We start from the raw sequence: 20,837 nt of genomic DNA, 5'->3' as shown, positions 1-20,837 counted from the left end.
TCCTAGGCTTTCGTTCAATGAAATCTGATTCGGCCGTCCTGGCCCACGCCGACACCCTCGAGGCGCCCTCCTCGGTCGCCAAGGCCTGCCGCATCCTGCGCGCGCTGGCGGCCGGCGACGCGCTGCGCCTGACCGACATCGCCCAGGCCACGGGCCTGGACAAGGCCACCGTGCTGCGCCTGGCGGAAATGCTGGCGCGCGAAGGCTTCGTGCGCCGCGACGAGGCCAGCAAGCTCTACCGCGGCGGGCCCGAGCTGCAACGGGCCGGCGCCGCCGCGCTCGCGCAGCGCGACCCGCGCGCCATCGCCCGGCCCAGCCTGCTGCGCCTGGCCGGCCAGTTCGAGGACACGGCCATCCTGTCGGTGCCCAGCGGCACCGAGTCGCTGTGCCTGGACCTCGAGCTGGGCCGCTACCCGATCCGCGCCAACTACCTGGAAATCGGCAGCCGCCGCCTGCTCGGCGTGGGCGCCGGCAGCCTCGCGTTGCTGGCCTGGCTGCCGCCGCGCGAGCAGGAGGCCGCGCTCGACGTGGTGGCCGCCCAGCTGGCACGCGAGCGCCGCTACCCACGCATCGACCGCGCACTGCTGGCAGAACGCTGCGCCCAGGCACGCGCATGCGGCTACGCCGTGCTGCTGGACGTGGTGGTCGAGCGCATGGGCGGCATGGCCGCACCCATCCTGGGCGCCGACGGCCGTCCCGTGGCCGCGCTCAGCATCGCCGCGCTCAACGAACGCATCGTCGAACGCGAAGCCGAACTCGCAGCCGGCCTGCAGCGCGAGGCCGCGCTGTGCCAGGCCCTTCTCCACACCGACACATGAACACCTCCCCTCTCGCCCACATCGCCGGCGTCGGCAACACCGCCTTCGGCCGCCTGGAAGGCCAGGGGCCGCTCGAACTGATGGGCCAGGCTGCCACGCAGGCCCTGGCCGATGCCCGGCTGCAGCGCGGCGACATCGACGGCCTGCTCTGCGGCTACGCCACCACGCTGCCGCACCTGATGCTGTCCACGTTGTTCGCCGAACGCTTCGGCCTGTCGGTGCAGTACGGCCACGGCATGGCGCTGGGCGGCGCCACGGGGGCGGCCATGCTGATGCTGGCCCGCGACCTCGTGCGCGTGGGCCGCTGCAAGCGCGTGCTGGTGGTCGCGGGCGAGAACCGGCTCTCGGGCCAGGCGCGCGACAGCGCGATCCAAACGCTCGCCCAGGTCGGCGACGCCGAGATGGAGGTGCCCAACGGCGCCTCGGTGCCGACCTACTACGCGCTGCTGGCCTCGCGCTACATGCATGCCACCGGCACGACGCAGGACGACCTCGCGGAGTTCGCCGTGCTCATGCGCGACAACGCCGCGCGCCACCCCGACGCCCACCTGCGCGTGCCCATCACGGCCGCCGACGTGGCCGCGTCCAAGCCCATCGCTACGCCGCTGCGCCTGCTGGACTGCTGCCCGATTTCCGACGGCGCCATGGCACTCGTGGTGTCCGCCGAGCCCGGCCCGGGCACGCCGGTCGCCATCGTCGGCGCAGGCCAGGCGCACCAGCACCAGCACCTGTCGGCCATCGACGATGTGCTGGCCACCGGCGCCTCGGCCGCGGCAGGCCGTGCCTTCGCCGAGGCCGGCCTGTCCAACGCCGACATCGACTACCTGGGCATCTACGACTCCTTCACGATCACGCTGGCCATGCTGCTGGAGGAGACCGGCTTCGCGCCGCGCGGCCAGGCCGCCGCGCGCGTGCGCGACGGCAGCTTCGCGCCCGGCGGCGCGTTGCCGCTCAACACCCACGGCGGGCTGCTGTCGTTCGGCCACTGCGGCGTGGCCGGCGGCATGGGCCATGCGGTCGAGGCCGTGCGCCAGATGCGCGGCCAGGCCGGCGCGCGCCAACTGGCCCGCGTGCCGCAACGCGCCTTCGTGCACGCCGACGGCGGCGTGCTCTCGTCCCATGTGAGCCTGATCCTTGCCACCTGAACCGCCATGACCGAGTCCCTGCACCCCTTCACCGACGGCCTGGCCCAGGGCCAGTTGCGCTACCAATGCTGCGAGGACTGCGGTGCGCCGCAGACGCTCTCGCGCCTGGCCTGCACGGCCTGCGGCAGCCAGCGCCTGGCCTGGCGCGAAGCCAGCGGGCGCGGCACCGTGCTGGCCGCCAGCGTGGTCAACCGCGCGCCTTCGGATACCTTCCGCCCGCTCGTGCCCTACACGCTGGTGCTGGTCGAGCTGGCCGAGGGCCCGCGCGTGGTCGGCCATGCACTGCCCGGCACCGGCATCGGCGACCGCGTGCGGGCCGGCACCTTCCCGCACGAAAGCCGCAGCCTGCTGCGCTTCGCGCCGCTGGCCTGAGCAGCGCGAGAACGAGGAGACAAGAAGCATGCAGAAGACCCGACGCCGCCTCGCCGCGGCCCTGTGCGCACTGGCCACCGGACTGGTGGCCGGCGGCGCACTGGCGCAGGCCTACCCGAGCAAGCCCGTCAAGCTCGTCGTGCCCTACCCGCCCGGCGGACCCACCGACATCGTGGCGCGCGTGATCGCGCAACGCCTGCAGACGCAGACCGGCCAGCCCTTCGACATCGAGAACCTGGCGGGCGCCGGCGGCAACACCGGCGCGGCCGCCGTGGCGCGGGCCGCCCCCGATGGCTACACGCTGCTGGTGGCGACCACGGCGCATGCGATCAACCCCTCGCTGTTCAAAAACCTGAGCTACCAGTTCGGCCGCGACTTCGCGCCGATCACGCAGCTCACCAGCGGACCGCTGGTCGTGGTCGTCAACCCCGCGTTGCCGGCGCGCACCGTCCCCGAACTCATCGCGCTGGCCAAGGCCAGGCCGGGCGACCTCAACTTCGCATCGTCCGGCAACGGCCAATCCACCCACCTGGCCGGCGAACTGTTCAACGCCACCGCCGGCACCCGGATCCGCCACGTGCCGTACAAGGGCAGCGCGCCCGCGCTCACCGACACCATGGCCGGGCAGACCCAGCTGATGTTCGACACCATGCTGTCGGCCATGCCGCATGTGAAGGGCGGCAAGCTGCGCGCCATCGCCGTCACGGGCGCCCAGCGCTCGCCGGCCGCGCCCGACCTGCCCACCGTGGCCGAGACCCTGCCGGGCTTCGAGGCCATCGCCTGGAACGGCCTGCTGGCCCCGGCCGGCACCCCGCGCGAAATCGTCGCCAGGCTCGGCGCCGAACTGCGCACCGCCATGGAACAGCCCGAGGTGCGCGAGCGCTTCGAGGCCCAGGGCTTCGCCGCTGCCTGGACCACGCCCGAAGCCTTCGCGGGCTTCATCCATGCCGAGATCGACAAGTGGGCCAAGGTGGTCCAGGTGTCGGGCGCCACGATCGAATGAACCCCACACCCCGCGGCCGAGCGAAGCAAAGGCCCGAATCCCAGGCCGAGCGGAGCGATGGCCCGCTTGGGACTTCCCCCTGTGCCCCTGCCGAGGAGCGCAGTGCCATGGGCTGCGCGGGGAACCTCGCGCTTCGTGAACTGACTCATTGCGCTTGTTCGAGCGTAGTGAGCGAAGCGAACGGTGCGAGTTGCGCAATGCAGCCCATGGTGCGAGCACCGCAGGTTGCCCGGAGCGCCAGCGCAGGGACAGGGGCACCGGGGTCGCCTTCTTTTGCTTACTTTTCTTGGCGAAACAAGAAAAGTCAGTCGTCGTGCGGGGGCGAAATCCCCGCCTCCTCACGTCGATCAACCGTAGTGGTTTTTACGAGCACCAGAGGCCGGGATATGCGCCCGGCAGCGCAGTCACTTTCTCTTGTTTCGCCAAGAGAAAGTAACCAAAGAGAAGGCGACCCCGGTGCCCACGACCCTCCGCTGGCGCTCCGGGCAACCTGCGGTGCTCGCGGCCTGGGCGCATTGCACAACTCGCACCGTTCACTGCGTTCACTCAGCTCGAACAAGTGCANGGCGCTCCGGGCAACCTGCGGTGCTCGCGGCCTGGGCGCATTGCACAACTCGCACCGTTCACTGCGTTCACTCAGCTCGAACAAGTGCAATGAGTCAGTTCACAAAGCGCGAGGTTCCCCGCGCCGCCCAGTCCACTGCGCTCCTCGGCGTAGGCACAGGGGTGGAAGCGGGGGCAAATTCGGGCCATCGCTGTGCTCGGCCTCACCGCTTCGCTCGCTTCCATTACCAACATGATCAACTACGACACCCTCAAGAACTGGACCTTCCCGTCCATCGAACACCGCTACACCGCGGACGACAGCATGCGCTACGCGCTCGCGCTGGGCCTGGGCGACGATCCGCTCGACCCGCTGCAGCTGCAGTTCGTCAACGACACCAACCCCGGCCAGCCGCTGGCCCTGCCCACCATGGCCGTGGTGCTGGGCTTTCCCGGCTCGTGGATGCAGGACCCGGCCACCGGCATCGACTTCACGAAGATCGTCCACGGCGAGGAAGAGGTCACGCTGCACGCGCCGCTGCCGGCCGCGGGCACCGTGCGCGCAGAGCACCGCGTGGTGTCCGTGGTCGACAAGGGCGAAGGCCGCGGCGCCACCGTGACCTACGACAAGGCCCTGTACGACGCCGCCTCCGGCCAGCTGCTCGCCACCGTGCGCCACACCACCTTCGCGCGCGGCAACGGCGGCTTCTCGGCCGGGAACGGCAAGACCGACAGCGCGCCGCCCGCCCCGCCGAAGCCGCCCACCGGCACGCCGGACCAGGTGCTGGAGATCTGCACGCTGGCGCAGCAGGCCCTGCTGTACCGGCTCTGTGCCGACCGCAACCCGCTGCACTCGGACCCGAGCACGGCCCAGGCCGCGGGCTTCGCGCGCCCCATCCTGCACGGCCTGTGCACCTACGGCATCGCCGGCCGCGCGCTGCTGATGGCCTGGGGCGGCGGCAGGCCCGAGGCCCTCGAGAGCCTGTTCGCGCGGTTCTCCTCGCCGGTGTATCCCGGCGAGACGCTGCGCTTCGAGATGTACCGCGGCGCCGCGCCGGGCGAGGTCGCGTTCCGTGCCATCGCCGTGGAGCGCGGCGTGACCGTGCTCGACGCCGGCCGCGCCCTGCTGGCCGCCTGAATCCCAGTCAACGAAGGAGACTCCCATGGCCCACCCCACCCGCCGCCGCATCGTGCTGGCGACCAGCGCGCTGGCCGCACTGCCGGCGTTCGCCCAAGGCGCCGGCTACCCCAACCGGCCCGTCAAGTTCACCGTGCCGTTCCCGGCGGGCGGCCCGGTCGACGTGACGGCCCGCGCCATGGCGCAAAAGCTCGGCGAACTCTGGGGCCAGCCCGGCATCGTCGACAACCGCGCCGGTGCCGGCGGCATCGTGGGCGCGGAGATCGCAGCCAAGCAGCCGGCCGACGGCTACAACCTGTTCGTCTGCGCGATCCACCACTCGGTGCTGCCCGCCCTCAGGCCCGGCCTCACGTACGACATCGAGAAGGACTTCGTGCCCGTGAGCTTCGGCGCGATGTTTCCCATCATCCTGGTCGCGCATCCCTCGCTGCCGGCCAAGAACGTGGCCGAGCTCGTGGCGCTGGCCAAGAAGGAGCCCAGCAAGATCGCCTTCAGCTCCTCGGGCAACGGCGGCGGCACGCACCTGGCCGGCGAGCTGTTCAACATGCAGGCCGGCGTGCAGCTGCAGCACATCCCCTACAAGGGCAGCGCGCCGGCCATGACCGACCTGCTGGGCGGCCAGGTGCAGCTGATGTTCGCCGACGCGCCGACCGCGCTGCCGCAGATCCGTGCCGGCAAGGTGCGCGCGCTGGGCGTGGCCAGCGCCCAGCGCTCGGCCCTGCTGCCCGAGCTGCCGACCATCGCTGCATCGGGCGTGCCGGGCTACGAGGCCTATTCCTGGGCCGGCCTCGTGGCGCCCAAGGGCACGCCGCCCGACATCGTGGCCAAGATCAGCGCCGACCTGCAGAAGGTCATGACCCAGCCCGACGTCAAGCAGCGCCTGTTCGACGCCGGCGCCGAGGCCATGCCCACCACGCCCGAGAAGTTCGCGCAGATGCTGCGCAGCGAGATCGAGAAGTGGGGCAAGGTCGTGAAGACCGCCAACATCAAGATGGACTGATGGCGGCGCAACTACTGTCCGAGCGCCGTGGCCGCGTGCTGCTGCTGACCATCAGCCAGCCCGCGCTGCGCAATGCGCTGCACCCCAGCCTGTACCCCGAGGCCACGCAGCATTTCCGCGCTGCGGTAGAGGACGACAGCCTGGGCGCCATCGTGCTGTGCGGCGACGGCGCCCACTTCTGCGGTGGCGGCGACCTGCGCCGGCTGCAGCAGCAGCGCACGCAAGCCGAGGCCGGTCAGTTGCAGATCCTCGACGCGCTGCACGACTGGGTGGAGGCCATGCGCGCCTGCCCGGTGCCGGTCATCGCTGCGGTCGAAGGCGCAGCCGCTGGCGGCGGCTTCTCGGTGGCGCTGGGCTGCGACCTGATCGTCGCGGCGCAGGATGCGCGCTTCGTGATGTCGTATGTGCGCATCGGCCTGTCGCCGGATGGCGGCGGCTCCGACGCACTCGCCCGCGCGCTGCCGCCACAGGCGGCGCTGGAGCTCTTGCTCGATGGCGACGTGACCACAGCCCAGCGCCTGCACGCGCTGGGCCTGGTCAACCGCATCGCGCCACCAGGCCAGGCCGTGGCCACCGCGCTGGCCTGGGCCGAGCGCCTGGCTGCCGGCCCGCGCGTGGCGCAGCAGCGCATCAAGCAGCTCGTGCATGCCGCCAGAGGCCGGGGCCACCGCGCCCAGCTCGACGCCGAGCGCGACGCCTTCGTCGCGAGCCTGTACGGCCCCGAGGCCGGTGAAGGCATCGCGGCCTTCCTCGACAAACGCAAGCCGACCTACCACGCCCCATGACCGACCTGCTCACCGCAGCGCTGAACCCCGCCTCGATCGCCGTCATCGGCGCGTCCGAGAACCCGCACAAGATCGGCGGCCGGCCCATCGCCTACATGCAGCGCATGGGCTACCGCGGCAGGCTCTACCCGATCAACCCGGCCCGGCGCGAGCTGCAGGGCCTGGCCTGCTACGCCGCGCTGGCCGACCTGCCCGAAGTGCCCGAGATGGCCATCGTCATCGTCGCCGGCGACCAGGCCATCGCCGCGGTGGAGGACTGCGCCGCGCGTGGCGTGCGCTGCGCCGTCGTGATCGCCTCGGGCTTCGGCGAAACAGGCACGGCCGGCAAGGCCCGGCAGGACCACATGCGCGACGTGGCCCGCGCCGCAGGCATGCGTTTGGTGGGCCCCAACACGCAGGGCCTGGCCAACTTCGGCACGGGCGCCATCGCCAGCTTCTCCACGCTGTTCACCGAGATGCCGCCCGATGACGGGCCCGTGGCCGTCGTCAGCCAGAGCGGCGGCATGGCGGCCATGGCCTACGGCCTGCTGCGCGAACGCGGCCTGGGTGTGCGCCATGTGCACGCCACCGGCAACGAGGCCGACGTGGGCGTGGCCGACCTGGCCTGGGCCGTGGCGCACGACCCCGACGTGAAGCTGCTGCTGCTGTACCTGGAGCACATTGCCAACCCCGCACTGCTGGCCGCCACGGCCGCCCATGCGCGCACGCGCGGCCTGCCCATCGTGGCCGTGAAGGCCGGGCGCACGGCCGGGGGCGCGCTGGCGGCCTCGTCGCACACCGGCTCGCTGGCCAACGAGGACCGCGTAGTCGACGCCTTCCTGCGCCGCCACGGCATCTGGCGCGTTCGCGATCCGCATGCGCTGGCACTGGCGGCACCGGGCTACCTGCAGGGCTGGCAGCCGCGCGGCCGGCGGCTGGTGATCGTCAGCAACTCGGGCGCCAGCTGCGTGATGGGCGCCGACGCCGCGGAGCAGCACGGCCTGCAGATCGCCACCTTGTCCGACACCACGCGGCGCGCGCTTGCCGCGCGGCTGCCGGGCTTCGCGACCACCACCAACCCCATCGACATCACGGCCGCGCTGCTGTCCAACAGCGGGCTGTTCAGCGAGGTGCTGCCGGTGCTGGCGCAGGACGATGCGGCCGACATGGTGTTCATCCACATCCCGGTCTCGGGCGCCGGCTACGACGTGGAGCGCTTCGCGCGCGACACGGCGGCGTTCGCGAAAGCCAGCGGCAAGCCCGTGGCCGTGGCGGCCTGGCAGGAGAGCGTGGCCGCGGTGTTCCGTGCCGCGGGCGTGGCCACGTATGCCAACGAACACGACGCCCTGGGCGCGCTGGCGCAGGTGGCTGGCCACATGGCGCTGCTGCGCGAACCGGCGCCGCAGGCCGAGGCGCTGCCCCTGCCTGCGTTGCCCGCCACCAGCGGCCTGCTCAACGAAGCCGACAGCCTGGCGCTGCTGGCCGCCCAGGGCGTTCCGGTGGTCGCGCACCGACTGTGCCGCACGGCCGATGAGGCGCGCGCGGCACTTGCCGGACTCGGCGGCCCCGTGGCCGTGAAGGCCTGCTCGCGCGACGTGCCCCACAAGTCAGAGCACGGCCTGGTCGCGCTGAACCTCGCCGATGCCGACGCGGTGGCCGCCACCTTCACGCAGCAATGGGACCGACTCGCGGCCATGGGCGCCGCGCAGGACGGCGTGCTGGTCGCCCGCATGCGCCGCGGCCGGCACGAGGCCATGGTCGGTGCCCACATCGACCCGCAGTTCGGCCCGGTCGTGGCCGTGGGCGATGGCGGCAAGTACGTGGAGGCCATGCGCGACGTGGCGCTGCTGGTGCCGCCGTTCGACAGGGCCGAGGTGGTGGCGGCGCTGGGCCGACTGCGCATCGCCCCGCTGCTGGCCGGCACGCGCGGCGACCCGCCGCTGGATGTGCAGGCACTGGCGGATGTGGCGGTGCAGGTGGGCCGGTTCATCGTCGCGGCCCAGGGTCGCATCGCCTCCATCGACCTCAACCCGGTGCTGCTCGGCCCGGCGGGCGAAGGCGCCACCGTCGTCGATGCACTCATCGAACTGACAGCGAACTGAAGGAGACCCCATGACCAAGACCATCCGCATCGGCTCCGGCTCGGCCTGGTGGGGCGACCGCGTCGAACCCGCCCAGCTGAACGCCGAGCAGGGCCGGCTCGACTACCTGTGCTTCGAGACCATGGCCGAGGCCACGATCTCGGCCGCCCAGGTGCGCGCGCGGCGCGACCCGTCCTTCCCCGGCTACGACACCTACCTGGACGACCGCATGCGCGCCGTGCTGCCGGCCTGCATCGCGCAGGGCGTGCGCATCGTCTCCAACCAGGGCTGGATCAACCCGCGCGGCGCCGCGGCACGCATCGCCGAGCTGCTGGCCGGCATGGGCCACAAGGGCGTGAAGATCGCCGCCGTGGACGGCAGCCTCGTCACCGAGCGCATCGGCCAGCTGGCCGACACGGTCATGGAGACCGGCGCGCCGCTGGCAACGCTTTCCGCCAGCATCATCTCGGCCGAGGTCTACCAGGGCGCGGAACCCATCGCCGAAGCCCTGCGCGCCGGCGCGCAGATCGTGGTCACGGGCCGCGTGGCCGACCCCTCGGTCTTCATGGCGCCCATGATGGCCGAGTTCGGCTGGGACGCGCTGGACCATGCGCGCCTGGGCGCTGGCAATGGCATCGGCCACCTGCTCGAATGCGGCGCGCAGGTGACGGGCGGCTACTTCAGCGACCCCGGCTTCAAGGACGTGCCCGAGCCCTGGAACTTCGGCTTCCCCATCGCCGAAGTGTCGGCCGACGGCAGCGCGGTGATCGAGAAGGTGGCCGGCACCGGTGGCGCCATCGACCTGCGCACGGTGAAGGAGCAGCTGCTGTACGAGGTGCACGACCCGGCCAACTACATCACCCCCGACGTGGTGGTGGACTTCACGACCACGCGGCTCGAGCAGATCGGCCCCGACCGCGTACGCGTGTCCGGCATCGGCGGCAAGCCGCGCACCCCCACGCTCAAGGCCTCGGTGGGCTGCACCGAGGGCTTCATCGGCGAGGACATGTTCTTCTACGCCGGCCCCGGCGCGCTGCGCCGCGCAACGCTGGCCAAGCGCATCCTGGAAGAGCGCTTTCGCATCGTCGGCCTCCAGGCCGAAGACCTGCGCATCGACTTCCTGGGCATGAATGCGGTGCACGGCAAGGCCACGCCGGCCGACTGGCCCGAGCCCTACGAGATCGCGGTGCGCGTGGCGGCGCGCACGCGGACGAAGGAGGAAGCGCTCAAGGTCGGCCGCGAGGTCGACGGCATGGCCGTCTCAGGCATCGCCCACACGGGCAAGCGCGTGCCGCACCAGGACCGCACCAGAGAGGTCATCGGCGTGTGGTCCACGCTGGTGCCGCGCGAGGCGATCCAGCCCAGCATCCACTACCTGGAGAATTGAGGTGCAGCGCTCCAAATCTGCGCCCAGCGGCCGAGCGAAGCGACGGCCCGAGCTCCAGGCCGAGCGCAGCGATGGCCCGAATGTGACTTCCCCCTGTGCCCCTGCCGAGGAGCGCAGTGCCATGGGCTGCGCGGGGAACCTCGCGCTTCGTGAACTGACTCATTGCGCTTGTCCGAATGCAGTGAACGAAGTGAACAGCATGAGTTGCGCAATGCAGCCCATGGCGCGAGCACCGCAGGTTGCCCGGAGCGCCAGCGCAGGGACAGGGGCACAAGTGAACAGCATGAGTTGCGCAATGCAGCCCATGGCGCGAGCACCGCAGGTTGCCCGGAGCGCCAGCGCAGGGACAGGGGCACCGGGGTCGCCTTCTCTTTGGTTACTTTCTCTTGGCGAAGCAAGAGAAAGTGACTGCGCTGCCGGGCGCACATCCCGACTCCAGGTGCTCGCGCGAAAGCAGTCTGTTCTATGCACACTACCTGCCGATCAGAGTGAGGAGGCGGGGTATTCGCCCCCGCACGGCGACTCCCTTTTCTTGTTCCGCCAAGAAAAGGAAGCAAAAGAAGGCGGCCCCGGTGCCCCCGTCCCTCCGCTGGCGCTCCGGGCAACCTGCGGTGCTCGCGGCCTGGGCGCATTGCACAACTCGCACCACTCACTGCGTTCGTTCAGGCGCTCCGGGCAACCTGCGGTGCTCGCGGCCTGGGCGCATTGCACAACTCGCACCACTCACTGCGTTCGTTCAGCTCGAACAAGTGCAATGAGTCAGTCAACAAAGCGCGAGGTTCCCCGCGCCGCCCCGGCCACTGCGCTCCTCAGCGTGCGCACAGGGGTGGGAGCGGGGTCACATACGGGCCATCGCTTCGCTCGGCCGCGCCACCGATTGCGCTGCGCGCTCCAAAACACCACGGGACCCCAACATGCAAGTGATGCTCCAACACCTCGCCCACTGCCGCTCCGGCGACAAGGGCAACACCGTCAACATCGCCGTGTTCGCCTACGAGCCCGCGCTGTACCCGCTGCTCGTCGAGCAGCTGACCGCCGACAAGCTCAAGGCCTTCTACCAGGGCGCCATCACGGGCGAGGTGCTGCGCTACCCCGTCGACGGCCTGCACGCCATCAACTTCGTCGCGCACGGCGCGCTGGGCGGCGGCGTCTCGCGCAGCCTCGCGCTGGACCAGTACGGCAAGGCCATGTCGGCCGCGCTGCTGCGCTTTCCCATCGACGTGCCCGAGGCGCTGGTCGGCCAGCTGCGCAACCACCCCGAGAAGGCCACGGCATGAAGCGCCGCACCGCCGTGCTGGGCCTGGGCGCGCTGGCCGCCTGCGCCGCGGCGCCCGCGATGGCGCAGGCCGCCTACCCCCACAAGCCCGTGCGCCTCGTCGTGCCCTACCCGCCCGGCGGCACCACCGACCTGCTGGCCCGCCTGGTGGCGGCCGGCCTGGGCGAGAAGCTGGGCCAGAATTTCACGGTCGACAACCGGGCGGGGGCCAGCGGTGCCATCGGCTCGCTGGCCGTGGCCAAGTCGCCGGCAGACGGCTACACGCTGGTCATGGCGACGATCAGCTCGCACGGCATCAACAGCGCGCTGAACAAGGCCCTGCCCTACGACCCCGTGGCCGACTTCGCGCCGATCACGCTGGTGGCCAGCACGCCCAACGTGATCACCGTCAACGCGGCCCTGCCCGTCAAGACGCTGCCCGAGCTGCTGGCCATGGCGCGCGCGCAGCCCGGCAAGCTCAGCTTCGGCTCCACGAGTGCAGGCGGCTCGCCGCACATGAGCGTGGAGCTGCTCAAGATGATGGCCGGCGTGGACATGGTCCACATCCCGTACAAGGGCGGCGGCCCGATGCTGACCGACCTGATCGGCGGCCAGATACCCGTGGGCGTAGACAACCTGCCGTCGTCGATGGCGCACATCCAGTCCGGCCGCATCCGCGCGCTGGCCGTGACCACGGCCCAGCGTTGGCCCGGCGCGCCCGACATTCCCACCGTGGCCGAGAGCGGCGTGCCAGGTTACGAGGCCAGCGCCTGGTTCGGTCTGCTGGCACCCGCCGGCACGCCGCGGCCCATCGTCGAGCTGCTGCAGCGCAGCGTGGCCGAGCTGCTGCGGCAACCCGCGGCGGCGCAGCGCCTGCAGGAGATGGGCGCCGCCCCGGTGGCCAGCTCGCCCGAAGCATTCGGCCGGCAGATCGCGGCCGAGATCGACAAGTGGAAGAAGGTGGTCGCGGCCACGGGCGTGAAGGTCGAATGATGCTGCTGGACGACCAAGCCTACGCCGGCCTGCGCGTGCTCGACATGAGCCAAGGCGTGGCCGGCCCCTACTGCGCCGCGCTGCTGGGCCTGCAGGGCGCCGACGTGGTCAAGGTCGAGCCGCCCGGCGGCGACTGGATCCGCGTGATGGGCGGCGGCAAGGCCGGCATGACGCCGCTCGCGGTGGCCAGCAACCTGGGCAAGCGCTCGCTGTGCATCGACGCACGCAAGCCCGAGGGCCGCGCCGCCATCGAGCGACTGGCGGCACAGGCCGACGTGCTGGTCGAGAACTTCCGCCCTGGCGTGATGGCCCGGCTGGGCCTGGACGCCGCTGCGCTGTGCGCGCGGCATCCGGCGCTGGTGTACCTGTCGATCTCGGGCTTCGGCGCCAGCGGGCCGTGGGTCGACAAGCCTGGCACCGACTCCGTGCTGCAGGCCTACACGGGCCTGGCCATGCTGAACCGCGAGGCCGACGGCCGCCCGCGCCGCATCGGCATGCTGGTGCCCGACACGGTGTCGGCGCTGTACGCCACGCAGGCAGTGGGCGCGGCGCTGTACGCGCGCAGCCGCAGCGGGCGCGGCCGGCATGTGCAGATCTCGCTGGCCGAGTGCTGCGCCGCGTTCCAGGCCGCGCCGATCTACGAGAGCGCGCTGTTCGCGGGCCGCCAGGCACCGCCCACGGCCGTGCCCTCGGGCGTGTTCCGCACGCTGGACGGCTTCGTCACGCTGCTGGTGCTGCGCCAGGACATGTGGCTGCGCCTGTGCGACGCGCTGGGCCGCGCCGAGTGGCGCACGGCGAGCGACTACACCGACAACACCGCGCGCGGCCGCAACGCCGCCGCGCTCAACGCCGCCATCGCCACGCAGCTGGCGCAACGCACCAGCGCGCACTGGATCGCCACGCTGGAGGCCGCCGACGTGCTGTGTGCCGAGGTGCAGGACTACGCCCAGTTCCGCGAGCACCCGCAGATGCAGCACCTGGGCGCCTTCGGCGAACTCGCGCAGCCGCCCTACCAGCCCCTGCCCATGCCCTATGTGCCAGGCACGCCGCGCGGCGGCCCGATCCCGCCGGCGCCCGCCACCGGCCAGCACACGCGCGCGGTGCTGGCCGAGATCGGTTATTCCGCCGACGAAACCGCTGCGCTGGAACGTGACGGCATCGCCGTGCAGGGCTGAACGCACCCATCCGAGGAGACACACATGCCCCATCTGAACCGCCGCGCCACCGTCCATGCACTGGCGGCTCTGCTAGTGGCCGCCGGCACCGGCCTGGCCACCCCAGCGCAGGCCCAGGCCTGGCCGCACAAGCCCATCCGCATGGTGATTCCCTACCCGCCCGGCGGCCCCACAGACATCCTGGGCCGCATCGTGGCGCAGCAGCTCGAAGGCCGGCTGGGCCAGCCGGTCGTGGTCGACAACAAGCCCGGCGCGAGCGGCATGATCGGCGCCGACATCGTGGCCAAGGCGCCGCCAGACGGCTACACGCTGCTGGTCAACGCGTCCATCCACGTGATCAACCCCAGCCTGTACAAGAAGCCGCCCTACGACGCCATCCGCGACTTCGCACCCGTGAGCCTGATCGCCGACGTGCCGCTGGTGCTGGTGGCCGCGCCTTCGCTGGGCTTTTCCACCGTGCAGGACGTGATCGCCGCGGCCAAGGCCGATCCGAACCGGCTCAACTTCGCGTCCTCGGGCAACGCCGCGGCGCCGCACCTGGCGGGCGAGGCCTTCAAGATCGCCACCGGCGTGCAGATGCAGCACGTGCCCTACAAGGGCAGCGGCCCGGCGCTGGCCGACGTGATCGGCGGGCAGACGCAACTGATGTTCGACTCCATGCCGTCCAGCATCGGCCAGATCCGCGCCGGCAAGCTGCGCGCCATCGCAGTGACCACCGCCAAGCGCGCCAGCGCGCTGCCCGACGTGCCGACCATCGCCGAATCCGGTGTGGCGGGCTACGACATCAGCACCTGGTACGGCGTGTGGGCACCGCCCGGAACGCCGGCCGAGATCGTCAACCGCGTCTCGCAGGAGATCGCCCAGGCCGTGCGCCAACCGGCCGTGCGCGAGCGCCTGGCCGGGCTGGGCGCCGAGCCGGTGGGCAACACGCCGCAGGAGTTCGCGGCCTACACGCGCAGCGAATTGGCCAAGTGGGAACGCATCGTCAAGGCCTCGGGCGCCACGGTGGACTGACACACACCTGATCCCCGCTGCGCCAGGCGCAGCATTTCGGCCGTCAACGGCCATGCTCGGCTGATTTGCTGTCAGATATTCACAAATCCTTGGCCGAGCAGGGTGAGACATCTGCAACAATTTGCATTGCCGGCACGCTTGCGCGCCCGCCCCCACCACGCAGGGAGACGCAATGCAGACCTTGAACTCCCAACGCGACAAGCTGAGCCGCCCCCACAAGCTGGAAACAGGCCCCCCCGACCTGCCGGCAAGCCCTGCGCAGTTGCTGGCCGGCGGCGTGCTGGTGGCCGCGGTCATCGCGGCGATCTGCCTGTTCGGCGTGTGGACCCGGCTGGCCGGCCAGCTGGCCGTGTTCTGGCCGGCCAACGCCCTGCTGCTCGGCCTGTTCATGCGCTTTCCGCGGCTGGACACTCCGGCGGGCTGGGCCGGCGCCTGCGCGGGCCACCTGCTGGCCGGCTACCTGGTGGGCGATCCACTGCACATGTCCGTGCTGCTGACGTTGACCAACTTCGCCAGCGTGGTGACCGGCTACCTGCTGCTGGCCCAGCGCTTCGGCACCGACGCCAGGCGGCTGAACGGTGCGGCCGGCGTGCTGCAACTGCTGGCGATCGCCAGCGTGGCATCGGCCGCCGGCGGCGTGGCGGGCAGCATCGTGGGGCCGATGGCGTTCGGCGGCAAGGCGGTGGAATCGGGCCTGGCCTGGTTCGTCAGCGAGATCGTCAACTACTTCACCATCCTGCCGGCCGTGCTGAGCATTCCCGCGGCCGGGCACCGCGAGGTGGTGCGCCGGTGGCGCCAGAGCGTGCCGCCGCTGCGACGCGCCGTGCCGCTGCTGGCGCTGGTGGCCGCGTTGGGCGCGGCCGTGGTGGTCGGCGGGCCGGGCGCCATGGCGTTCCCGGTGCCGGCGCTGCTGTGGTGCGGCATGCGCTACGGCGTCTTCCCCACCTCGGTGCTGGCGTTGTTGACGACCTCGTGGACGCTGGTGGCGATCTCCAAGGGCATCCTGGACACCGCGGTGCAGGTCCAGTCGCCTGCCATGCTGATGTCGGTGCGCCTGGGCGTAACGCTGATCGCGATCTCGCCGCTCGCCGTGGCCAGCGCCATGGCCGCCAACCGCCGGCTGATGGCACGGCTGCGCCACATGGCCGAGCACGATCCGTTGACCGACACCATGAACCGCCGCGCGTTCGCCGAGCACGCCGGCAGCGCCCTGCATGCCGCCCGTGCGGCACGGCAGGGCGTGGGCCTGCTGGTGCTGGACATCGACCGCTTCAAGAGCGTCAACGACACCTACGGCCACGCCGTGGGCGACCAGGTCATCACGCTCGTGGCCGACGTCGTCGCCGCCAACCTGCCCGAAGGCCCGCCGCTGCTGGGACGGCTGGGTGGCGAGGAATTCGCCGTGCTGCTGCCCGGCGCCGACCGCGAGCAGACCCGCCTGGTCGCCGAACGCGTGCGCCAGGCCTGCGCCCAGACGGCGGTGGACCTCGAGCAGGGCCGGACCATGGGTTTCACCGTGAGCATCGGCGCCAGCGTGAGCCAGCCGGCCGACGCCAGCCTCGACCGGCTGCTGCAGACCGCCGACCGCGCGCTCTACGACGCCAAGCGTGGCGGGCGCAACCGCGTGGTGCTGACCGACGCGGATTGACGGCGCGGCTTGACGGCGCGGCTTGACGGCGCTGCTACGCCCCGCCGCTCTCAATTGAGAGTAATTTTCATTTAAGATCGCCCGCTTCCGGGGACGACCTGTTCCCCGCCAGCCCGCAGTGCCGGGCCCAGCCGGCCCGACCGGGGCCGAAGGAAGACAAGGGATGTCGAAGGAAAAGATCGGCGCGCGCTACCGCCTCGCGGTGGCCTCGCGCGCCCTGGCCGCCATCGGTGGCGGCTATGCACTGTCGGCGCTGGCCGCCACGGTGCTGGCGCTGTACCTGCCGCTGCACCGCTCCGAGGCGGTGATCACGGGCACGCTGGCGTCCTTCGTGGTCTACACCTGCGCGGTGATGTGGGCCTTCGCGGCGCGCAACGCCTGGCGCGCCTGGGGCGGCCTGGCCGTGCCTTCGCTGCTGCTGGCCTGCGGCCTGTGGCTGGCGCAACGCGCAGGAGCGGCGGCATGAAGGAAGGTTTCCGCCAATCCATGGCCTGGTTGCACACCTGGTCGGGCCTGCTGGTCGGCTGGGTGCTGTTCCTCGTGTTCGCGGGCGGCACCTCGGCCTACTTCCGCGACGAGATCAGCCTGTGGATGAAACCCGAGCTGCACGCCGCCACGGCTGCCGCGCCGGTCGAGCCCGCCCAGGCGGCCGCCCTGGCCCTGCTGCACCTGCAGGACACAGCGGCCGGCAGCCCGCGCTGGAGCATCGAGTTGCCCAGCGAACGCGAGCCGCTGCTGCGCACCGGCTGGACCGTGCCGCAGCCGGCCGCCGCCGCATCGGCCCCGCGCGCCGCCGGCGAACGCCCGCGCCGCGCGCGCTTCGCCTCGGCCACGCTGGACCCGGCCACGGGCCAACCGGTGGCGGCCCCGCGCGAGACGCGTGGCGGCGACTTCTTCTACCGCCTGCACTTCGACCTGCACTACATGTCGGCGATCTGGGGCCGATGGATCGTCGGCTTCTGCGCCATGTTCATGCTGGTGGCCATCGTCAGCGGCATCGTCACGCACAAGCGCATCTTCAAGGACTTCTTCACCTTCCGTCCCCGCAAGGGCCAGCGCTCCTGGCTGGACGCGCACAACGCCACCGCCGTGCTGGCCCTGCCCTACCACCTCATGATCACCTACACCGGGCTGGTCACGCTGATGTTCCTGTACATGCCCTGGGGCCAGGAGGCCGTCTACAAGGACGACCGCCAGACCTACATCGCCGAGGTGTTCCCCTCCTCCGCCGGCTTCAGCAACCAGAAGCCATCGGGCGTGGCCGCGCCGCTGGTGCCCGTGGCCGACCTGATGCGCCAGGCCAGTGCGGCCTGGCACGGCACGTCCGTGAGCCGCGTCGTCGTCAACAACCCGGGCGATGCCACGGCCCGCGTCACGCTGTACCGGCACGAGGGCGGCAAGCTCTCGGCCAACCAGAGCTCCATGACCTTCGACGGCGCCAGCGGCAAGTTGCTGGGCCGTGCCGGCGAGGACATCGCGCCGGCGTCGAACACGCGCGGCGTGCTCTACGGCCTGCACATCGGCCGCTTCGCCCATCCGCTGCTGCGCTGGCTGTTCTTCGTCTCGGGCGTCGCGGGCTGCGTGATGGTGGCCACGGGCCTGTTGCTCTGGTCCGTCAAGGAACGGCAGAAGTACGCCAAGGCGCTGGCGCAGGGCGGCCGCGTGGGCTTCGGCCTGCGCCTGGTCGACAGCCTGAACGTGGGCGCCATCGCCGGCCTGCCGCTGGCCATGGCGGCGTTCTTCTGGGCCAACCGCTTCGTGCCCGTGAACATGGCCGAACGCCCGGCCACCGAGATCGCCTGCTTCTTCTGGGCCTGGGGCCTGGCGGCCGTGGCTGGCCTGGCCTGGCCGGCCCGGCGCATGTGGCAGCTCCAGCTGGCGCTGGGCGGCCTGCTGTTCGGGCTGCTGCCGGTGCTCAATGCGCTGACGGGCGGCATGGGGCTCGGTGCCAGCCTGCCCGCGGGCGAATGGCGCATCGCCGGCTTCGACCTGACCGCGCTGACCCTGGGCGCCGGCCTGCTCGCGGCGGCCTGGTACGCCGGCAAGCGCAAGCCGGCCGCCAAGCCGCGTGCGGTGCCAGCCAAGGCGCCGGCCCCGGCACGCACGCCCGAGCCGCTGCTCGAACCCGCCGGAGCCGGCCGATGAAGGGGCTGCTCGCGTTCTCGGCCGCGCTGACCGCCTTCTCGGCGCTGAGCCTGGCGATGGACCGGCACTACGAGGACTACAAGGGCCGTGGCAACACCCCGCCGCCCGGGCTGCGGCGCGGGCTGCAACTGGGCGGCGGGCTCGGTCTGGTGCTGTCGCTGTGGGCCGCCATCGCGGGCTACGGCAGCGCCCAGGGCTGGGTGTTCTGGTTCGGCGCGATGACGGTGGCCGCGCTGGCCGTGGTGCTGACGCTCACCTACGCGCCCCGGCGCATCGCGCGGCTGCTGGCGGGCGGCGGCGTGCTGCTGCTGGCCAGTGCCCTGCTGGGCCTGGCAAGGCCCTGAATCACTCTGCGTAACTGCGGCAAGCCGCGCGGATCACGCGCTCGCTGGGGTTGGGCTCGAAGCCGCGGAACGCCATGGGCCGCACCTGGTCGGGCCCATAGCGCAGCTCGACGCTCGGGCCCTGCCACAGCGGCAGCGCGAAGAAGCTGCTCTGCACGAAGCGCGCCATGCGCGTGCTGCAATCGAACTGCACCAGGCCGCTGAACGAGCGAAAGCGCACGCCGTCGCGGCTCACACGCTCCGCGCTACGGTTCACACGGATCGCCATCAGCCTGATCGGCCCGTCCACCGTCACCGTCACCGGATCGAGCTCGATGGTGTCGGTCTCGGCGGCGACGGGGTTGCCGACCAGCGTGAACCAGGTCTGCTGCCCATGTGCGCTGGGCTGCGCCGCGGCGAGCGCCAGCGCGGCAATACAGGGCAGTCGATGCAGCGCGAAAGAAAAGGCCATGGGTACGTCGAGGAAGGGCAGGCGCCGTCTTGTACGCCAAAACCCATGGCCTGGTTCACCGGCAGGGCAGCGAGCGAGTAAGCATAGACGCAGAAATTCGTTGTCTGTGGCGCGCGCAATTCCATACTCGGCGGGGTTTCAACCTGACGGAGCCCCCTCCATGGCCACCCTTCGACTGGGCGACACCGCCCCCGACTTCACGCAGCAATCGAGCCTCGGCACGGTCCAGTTCCACAACTGGGCCGGCAACGACTGGGTCGTGCTGTTCTCGCACCCGGCCGACTTCACGCCCGTGTGCACCACCGAGCTCGGCAAGACCGCCGCGCTGTCGGGTGAATTCGCCAAGCGCGGCGTCAAGCCCATCGCGGTCAGCGTGGACCCGGTCGACAAGCACCAGCAGTGGATCGCGGACATCGACGAGACGCAGAAAACCTCGGTGCAGTTCCCCATCCTGGCCGACGCCGACCGCAAGGTGTCCGAGCTGTACGACCTGATCCACCCCAACGCATCGGCCACGGCCACCGTGCGCAGCGTGTTCATCATCGACCCGAAGAAGGTGGTGCGCGCCACCATCACCTACCCGGCCAGCACCGGCCGCAACTTCGACGAGATCCTGCGCGTGATCGATTCGCTGCAGCTGACGGACAGCCACAAGGTGGCCACGCCGGCCAACTGGAATAACGGAGACGACGTGGTCATCCTGCCCAGCCTGCAGGACCCGCAGGAACTGGCCGAGCGCTTCCCCAAGGGCTACACCGCCGTGCGGCCCTACCTGCGCATCACGCCGCAGCCGAACCGCTGAGCAGGCGCGCCGTGGCCAACGACCGCCTGATCCTGCTGCAGCCCGGCTTCAGCGACGCCAAGTACCCGGGCGAGCAGTTCGTCTGCATCGACTGCCTGCCCATCGAAGGGCTGCTGTCGACCGATCCCACGCGCGGCGCGCAGCTGGACGTGGAGCGCGTGGCCTTCGCCAGGCCGCGCAGCACGGTGGTGGCTGCGCTCGATGCCGACCACCAGGGCCTGCCCGTGCTGATCTTCGGCGACAGCCTGCCGCCGCCGGCGGATGCGCAGACCGTCAACGGCAGGCACTTCGTGTCGGACCCGCGCCGCATCCTCGCGCTGCTGGCGGAGCGGCACGGCTTCTTCAAGGTGCATTGACGGCGCGCCGCCGCCGTCAACCCGCCTGCTGGGTCACCTGCTGGCCCACCTCGCGCTCGGCATCGAGCCAGTCCTCGACCTCGTGGCCGGGCGCGAAGCCGCGGCGCTCGGCCGCGGCATAGGCGGCCTCGCGGATGCGTTGCTCGCGTGACGGGTCGGAGGAAACGGAATCGGACGCGGACTGTTGCTGCTGCCCGCCGCCCGCATCGCGTGCACCGAGGCCATCGCGTTCGCCATGTGCCTGTGCGGACGACTCCGCCATCTGGTTCTGCCTGGATCGGGCCATGCGCTGCTCCTGAAAACGTTGGTTGAAGGGCCGAAGGCAGGTCCGGGCCTGCTTCGCAGCAGCAGCCTAAGCGCTGCACGCATGCACAGGTGTGGGACGGCATGCCGTGATGGCTGC

21 protein-coding genes are annotated in these 20,837 nt (G+C 71.4%); 19 read left to right on the top strand and 2 right to left on the bottom strand.

Going from position 1 to position 20,837, the window contains the following annotated elements; genetic code table 11:
• Positions 1 to 17 precede the first annotated feature (17 nt).
• From ASF44_RS24945 to ASF44_RS24865, 17 genes are all read left to right on the top strand, one after another.
• Positions 18 to 818 (top strand): IclR family transcriptional regulator, encoded by an 801-nt coding sequence (locus tag ASF44_RS24945; RefSeq protein WP_082525029.1) that lies wholly within the window; start codon positions 18 to 20, stop codon positions 816 to 818.
• A complete protein-coding gene (locus ASF44_RS24940) occupies positions 815 to 1,963 on the top strand; it encodes a thiolase family protein (RefSeq protein WP_056901945.1) in 1,149 nt (382 codons plus the stop codon). The genes ASF44_RS24945 and ASF44_RS24940 overlap by 4 nt, the downstream gene beginning before the upstream one ends.
• 6 nt (positions 1,964 to 1,969) lie before the next feature.
• Positions 1,970 to 2,335, top strand: a complete 366-nt coding sequence (locus ASF44_RS24935; RefSeq protein ID WP_056901944.1) for a Zn-ribbon domain-containing OB-fold protein — start codon at positions 1,970 to 1,972, stop codon at positions 2,333 to 2,335.
• 28 nt (positions 2,336 to 2,363) lie between these two features.
• Positions 2,364 to 3,338, top strand: a complete 975-nt coding sequence (locus ASF44_RS24930; RefSeq protein WP_056901943.1) for a tripartite tricarboxylate transporter substrate binding protein — start codon at positions 2,364 to 2,366, stop codon at positions 3,336 to 3,338.
• A gap of 796 nt (positions 3,339 to 4,134) precedes the next feature.
• Positions 4,135 to 5,019, top strand: a complete 885-nt coding sequence (locus ASF44_RS24925) for a MaoC/PaaZ C-terminal domain-containing protein (protein WP_056901942.1) — start codon at positions 4,135 to 4,137, stop codon at positions 5,017 to 5,019.
• 25 nt (positions 5,020 to 5,044) lie between these two features.
• Positions 5,045 to 6,019: a tripartite tricarboxylate transporter substrate binding protein gene (locus ASF44_RS24920; RefSeq protein ID WP_056901941.1), complete on the top strand. Its 975-nt coding sequence runs from the start codon at positions 5,045 to 5,047 to the stop codon at positions 6,017 to 6,019.
• Complete coding sequence (locus ASF44_RS24915; protein WP_056901940.1) at positions 6,019 to 6,804, top strand: oxepin-CoA hydrolase, alternative type; 786 nt, start codon at positions 6,019 to 6,021, stop codon at positions 6,802 to 6,804. The genes ASF44_RS24920 and ASF44_RS24915 overlap by 1 nt, the downstream gene beginning before the upstream one ends.
• Complete coding sequence (locus ASF44_RS24910; RefSeq protein ID WP_056901939.1) at positions 6,801 to 8,885, top strand: acetate--CoA ligase family protein; 2,085 nt, start codon at positions 6,801 to 6,803, stop codon at positions 8,883 to 8,885. The genes ASF44_RS24915 and ASF44_RS24910 overlap by 4 nt, the downstream gene beginning before the upstream one ends.
• A 10-nt stretch (positions 8,886 to 8,895) precedes the next feature.
• Complete coding sequence (locus tag ASF44_RS24905) at positions 8,896 to 10,251, top strand: acyclic terpene utilization AtuA family protein (RefSeq protein ID WP_056901938.1); 1,356 nt, start codon at positions 8,896 to 8,898, stop codon at positions 10,249 to 10,251.
• Positions 10,252 to 11,165: 914 nt separating this feature from the next.
• Positions 11,166 to 11,528: a hypothetical protein gene (locus tag ASF44_RS24900; RefSeq protein WP_056901937.1), complete on the top strand. Its 363-nt coding sequence runs from the start codon at positions 11,166 to 11,168 to the stop codon at positions 11,526 to 11,528.
• The gene (locus ASF44_RS24895; RefSeq protein WP_056901936.1) at positions 11,525 to 12,499 is read left to right on the top strand and encodes a tripartite tricarboxylate transporter substrate binding protein; all 975 of its coding nucleotides are present in this window, start codon (positions 11,525 to 11,527) and stop codon (positions 12,497 to 12,499) included. The genes ASF44_RS24900 and ASF44_RS24895 overlap by 4 nt, the downstream gene beginning before the upstream one ends.
• Positions 12,499 to 13,674 (top strand): CaiB/BaiF CoA-transferase family protein, encoded by a 1,176-nt coding sequence (locus ASF44_RS24890; protein ID WP_162243867.1) that lies wholly within the window; start codon positions 12,499 to 12,501, stop codon positions 13,672 to 13,674. The genes ASF44_RS24895 and ASF44_RS24890 overlap by 1 nt, the downstream gene beginning before the upstream one ends.
• A gap of 24 nt (positions 13,675 to 13,698) precedes the next feature.
• Positions 13,699 to 14,688 carry a tripartite tricarboxylate transporter substrate binding protein gene (locus ASF44_RS24885; protein ID WP_056901934.1) on the top strand — a complete coding sequence of 330 codons (990 nt, stop codon included), beginning with the start codon at positions 13,699 to 13,701 and terminating at the stop codon, positions 14,686 to 14,688.
• Between the two features lie 172 nt (positions 14,689 to 14,860).
• Positions 14,861 to 16,336, top strand: coding sequence for a sensor domain-containing diguanylate cyclase (locus tag ASF44_RS24880; RefSeq protein ID WP_056901933.1), 1,476 nt, complete (start codon positions 14,861 to 14,863; stop codon positions 16,334 to 16,336).
• A gap of 163 nt (positions 16,337 to 16,499) precedes the next feature.
• The gene (locus tag ASF44_RS24875) at positions 16,500 to 16,802 is read left to right on the top strand and encodes a DUF3649 domain-containing protein (protein ID WP_056901932.1); all 303 of its coding nucleotides are present in this window, start codon (positions 16,500 to 16,502) and stop codon (positions 16,800 to 16,802) included.
• Positions 16,799 to 18,481 carry a PepSY-associated TM helix domain-containing protein gene (locus ASF44_RS24870; protein ID WP_056901931.1) on the top strand — a complete coding sequence of 561 codons (1,683 nt, stop codon included), beginning with the start codon at positions 16,799 to 16,801 and terminating at the stop codon, positions 18,479 to 18,481. The genes ASF44_RS24875 and ASF44_RS24870 overlap by 4 nt, the downstream gene beginning before the upstream one ends.
• A complete protein-coding gene (locus ASF44_RS24865; protein ID WP_056901930.1) occupies positions 18,478 to 18,825 on the top strand; it encodes a DUF3325 domain-containing protein in 348 nt (115 codons plus the stop codon). The genes ASF44_RS24870 and ASF44_RS24865 overlap by 4 nt, the downstream gene beginning before the upstream one ends.
• A 1-nt stretch (position 18,826) precedes the next feature.
• Here the strand turns inward: ASF44_RS24865 and ASF44_RS24860 are convergent, their stop codons facing one another.
• Positions 18,827 to 19,276, bottom strand: a complete 450-nt coding sequence (locus tag ASF44_RS24860) for a surface-adhesin E family protein (protein ID WP_056901929.1) — start codon at positions 19,274 to 19,276, stop codon at positions 18,827 to 18,829.
• Between the two features lie 160 nt (positions 19,277 to 19,436).
• Between ASF44_RS24860 and ASF44_RS24855 the strand changes: the two genes are divergently transcribed.
• Together ASF44_RS24855 and ASF44_RS24850 are read left to right on the top strand one after the other, a co-directional pair.
• Positions 19,437 to 20,078 carry a peroxiredoxin gene (locus tag ASF44_RS24855; protein WP_056901928.1) on the top strand — a complete coding sequence of 214 codons (642 nt, stop codon included), beginning with the start codon at positions 19,437 to 19,439 and terminating at the stop codon, positions 20,076 to 20,078.
• An 11-nt stretch (positions 20,079 to 20,089) separates the two neighbouring features.
• Positions 20,090 to 20,434 (top strand): DUF3088 domain-containing protein, encoded by a 345-nt coding sequence (locus tag ASF44_RS24850; RefSeq protein WP_056901927.1) that lies wholly within the window; start codon positions 20,090 to 20,092, stop codon positions 20,432 to 20,434.
• Positions 20,435 to 20,450: 16 nt separating this feature from the next.
• On the opposite strand, the gene ASF44_RS24845 is transcribed toward ASF44_RS24850, so the two are convergent.
• The gene (locus tag ASF44_RS24845) at positions 20,451 to 20,720 is read right to left on the bottom strand and encodes a DUF2934 domain-containing protein (protein WP_082525028.1); all 270 of its coding nucleotides are present in this window, start codon (positions 20,718 to 20,720) and stop codon (positions 20,451 to 20,453) included.
• Between the last annotated feature and the right edge of the window lie 117 nt (positions 20,721 to 20,837).

Origin of the sequence: Pseudorhodoferax sp. Leaf274 (genome assembly GCF_001422445.1) — a bacterium.
Lineage (GTDB): Bacteria > Pseudomonadota > Gammaproteobacteria > Burkholderiales > Burkholderiaceae_C > Pseudorhodoferax.
Note: the sequence above shows the minus strand (reverse complement) of the source record. Positions and strands in the feature narration are given on the sequence as shown.

Coding starts and splice junctions, on each gene's coding strand:
- ASF44_RS24945 (WP_082525029.1), top strand. CDS start 18: ATGAAATCTGATTCGGCCGTCCTGGCCCACGCCGACACCCTCGAGGCG.
- ASF44_RS24940 (WP_056901945.1), top strand. CDS start 815: ATGAACACCTCCCCTCTCGCCCACATCGCCGGCGTCGGCAACACCGCC.
- ASF44_RS24935 (WP_056901944.1), top strand. CDS start 1,970: ATGACCGAGTCCCTGCACCCCTTCACCGACGGCCTGGCCCAGGGCCAG.
- ASF44_RS24930 (WP_056901943.1), top strand. CDS start 2,364: ATGCAGAAGACCCGACGCCGCCTCGCCGCGGCCCTGTGCGCACTGGCC.
- ASF44_RS24925 (WP_056901942.1), top strand. CDS start 4,135: ATGATCAACTACGACACCCTCAAGAACTGGACCTTCCCGTCCATCGAA.
- ASF44_RS24920 (WP_056901941.1), top strand. CDS start 5,045: ATGGCCCACCCCACCCGCCGCCGCATCGTGCTGGCGACCAGCGCGCTG.
- ASF44_RS24915 (WP_056901940.1), top strand. CDS start 6,019: ATGGCGGCGCAACTACTGTCCGAGCGCCGTGGCCGCGTGCTGCTGCTG.
- ASF44_RS24910 (WP_056901939.1), top strand. CDS start 6,801: ATGACCGACCTGCTCACCGCAGCGCTGAACCCCGCCTCGATCGCCGTC.
- ASF44_RS24905 (WP_056901938.1), top strand. CDS start 8,896: ATGACCAAGACCATCCGCATCGGCTCCGGCTCGGCCTGGTGGGGCGAC.
- ASF44_RS24900 (WP_056901937.1), top strand. CDS start 11,166: ATGCAAGTGATGCTCCAACACCTCGCCCACTGCCGCTCCGGCGACAAG.
- ASF44_RS24895 (WP_056901936.1), top strand. CDS start 11,525: ATGAAGCGCCGCACCGCCGTGCTGGGCCTGGGCGCGCTGGCCGCCTGC.
- ASF44_RS24890 (WP_162243867.1), top strand. CDS start 12,499: ATGCTGCTGGACGACCAAGCCTACGCCGGCCTGCGCGTGCTCGACATG.
- ASF44_RS24885 (WP_056901934.1), top strand. CDS start 13,699: ATGCCCCATCTGAACCGCCGCGCCACCGTCCATGCACTGGCGGCTCTG.
- ASF44_RS24880 (WP_056901933.1), top strand. CDS start 14,861: ATGCAGACCTTGAACTCCCAACGCGACAAGCTGAGCCGCCCCCACAAG.
- ASF44_RS24875 (WP_056901932.1), top strand. CDS start 16,500: ATGTCGAAGGAAAAGATCGGCGCGCGCTACCGCCTCGCGGTGGCCTCG.
- ASF44_RS24870 (WP_056901931.1), top strand. CDS start 16,799: ATGAAGGAAGGTTTCCGCCAATCCATGGCCTGGTTGCACACCTGGTCG.
- ASF44_RS24865 (WP_056901930.1), top strand. CDS start 18,478: ATGAAGGGGCTGCTCGCGTTCTCGGCCGCGCTGACCGCCTTCTCGGCG.
- ASF44_RS24860 (WP_056901929.1), bottom strand. CDS start 19,276: ATGGCCTTTTCTTTCGCGCTGCATCGACTGCCCTGTATTGCCGCGCTG.
- ASF44_RS24855 (WP_056901928.1), top strand. CDS start 19,437: ATGGCCACCCTTCGACTGGGCGACACCGCCCCCGACTTCACGCAGCAA.
- ASF44_RS24845 (WP_082525028.1), bottom strand. CDS start 20,720: ATGGCCCGATCCAGGCAGAACCAGATGGCGGAGTCGTCCGCACAGGCA.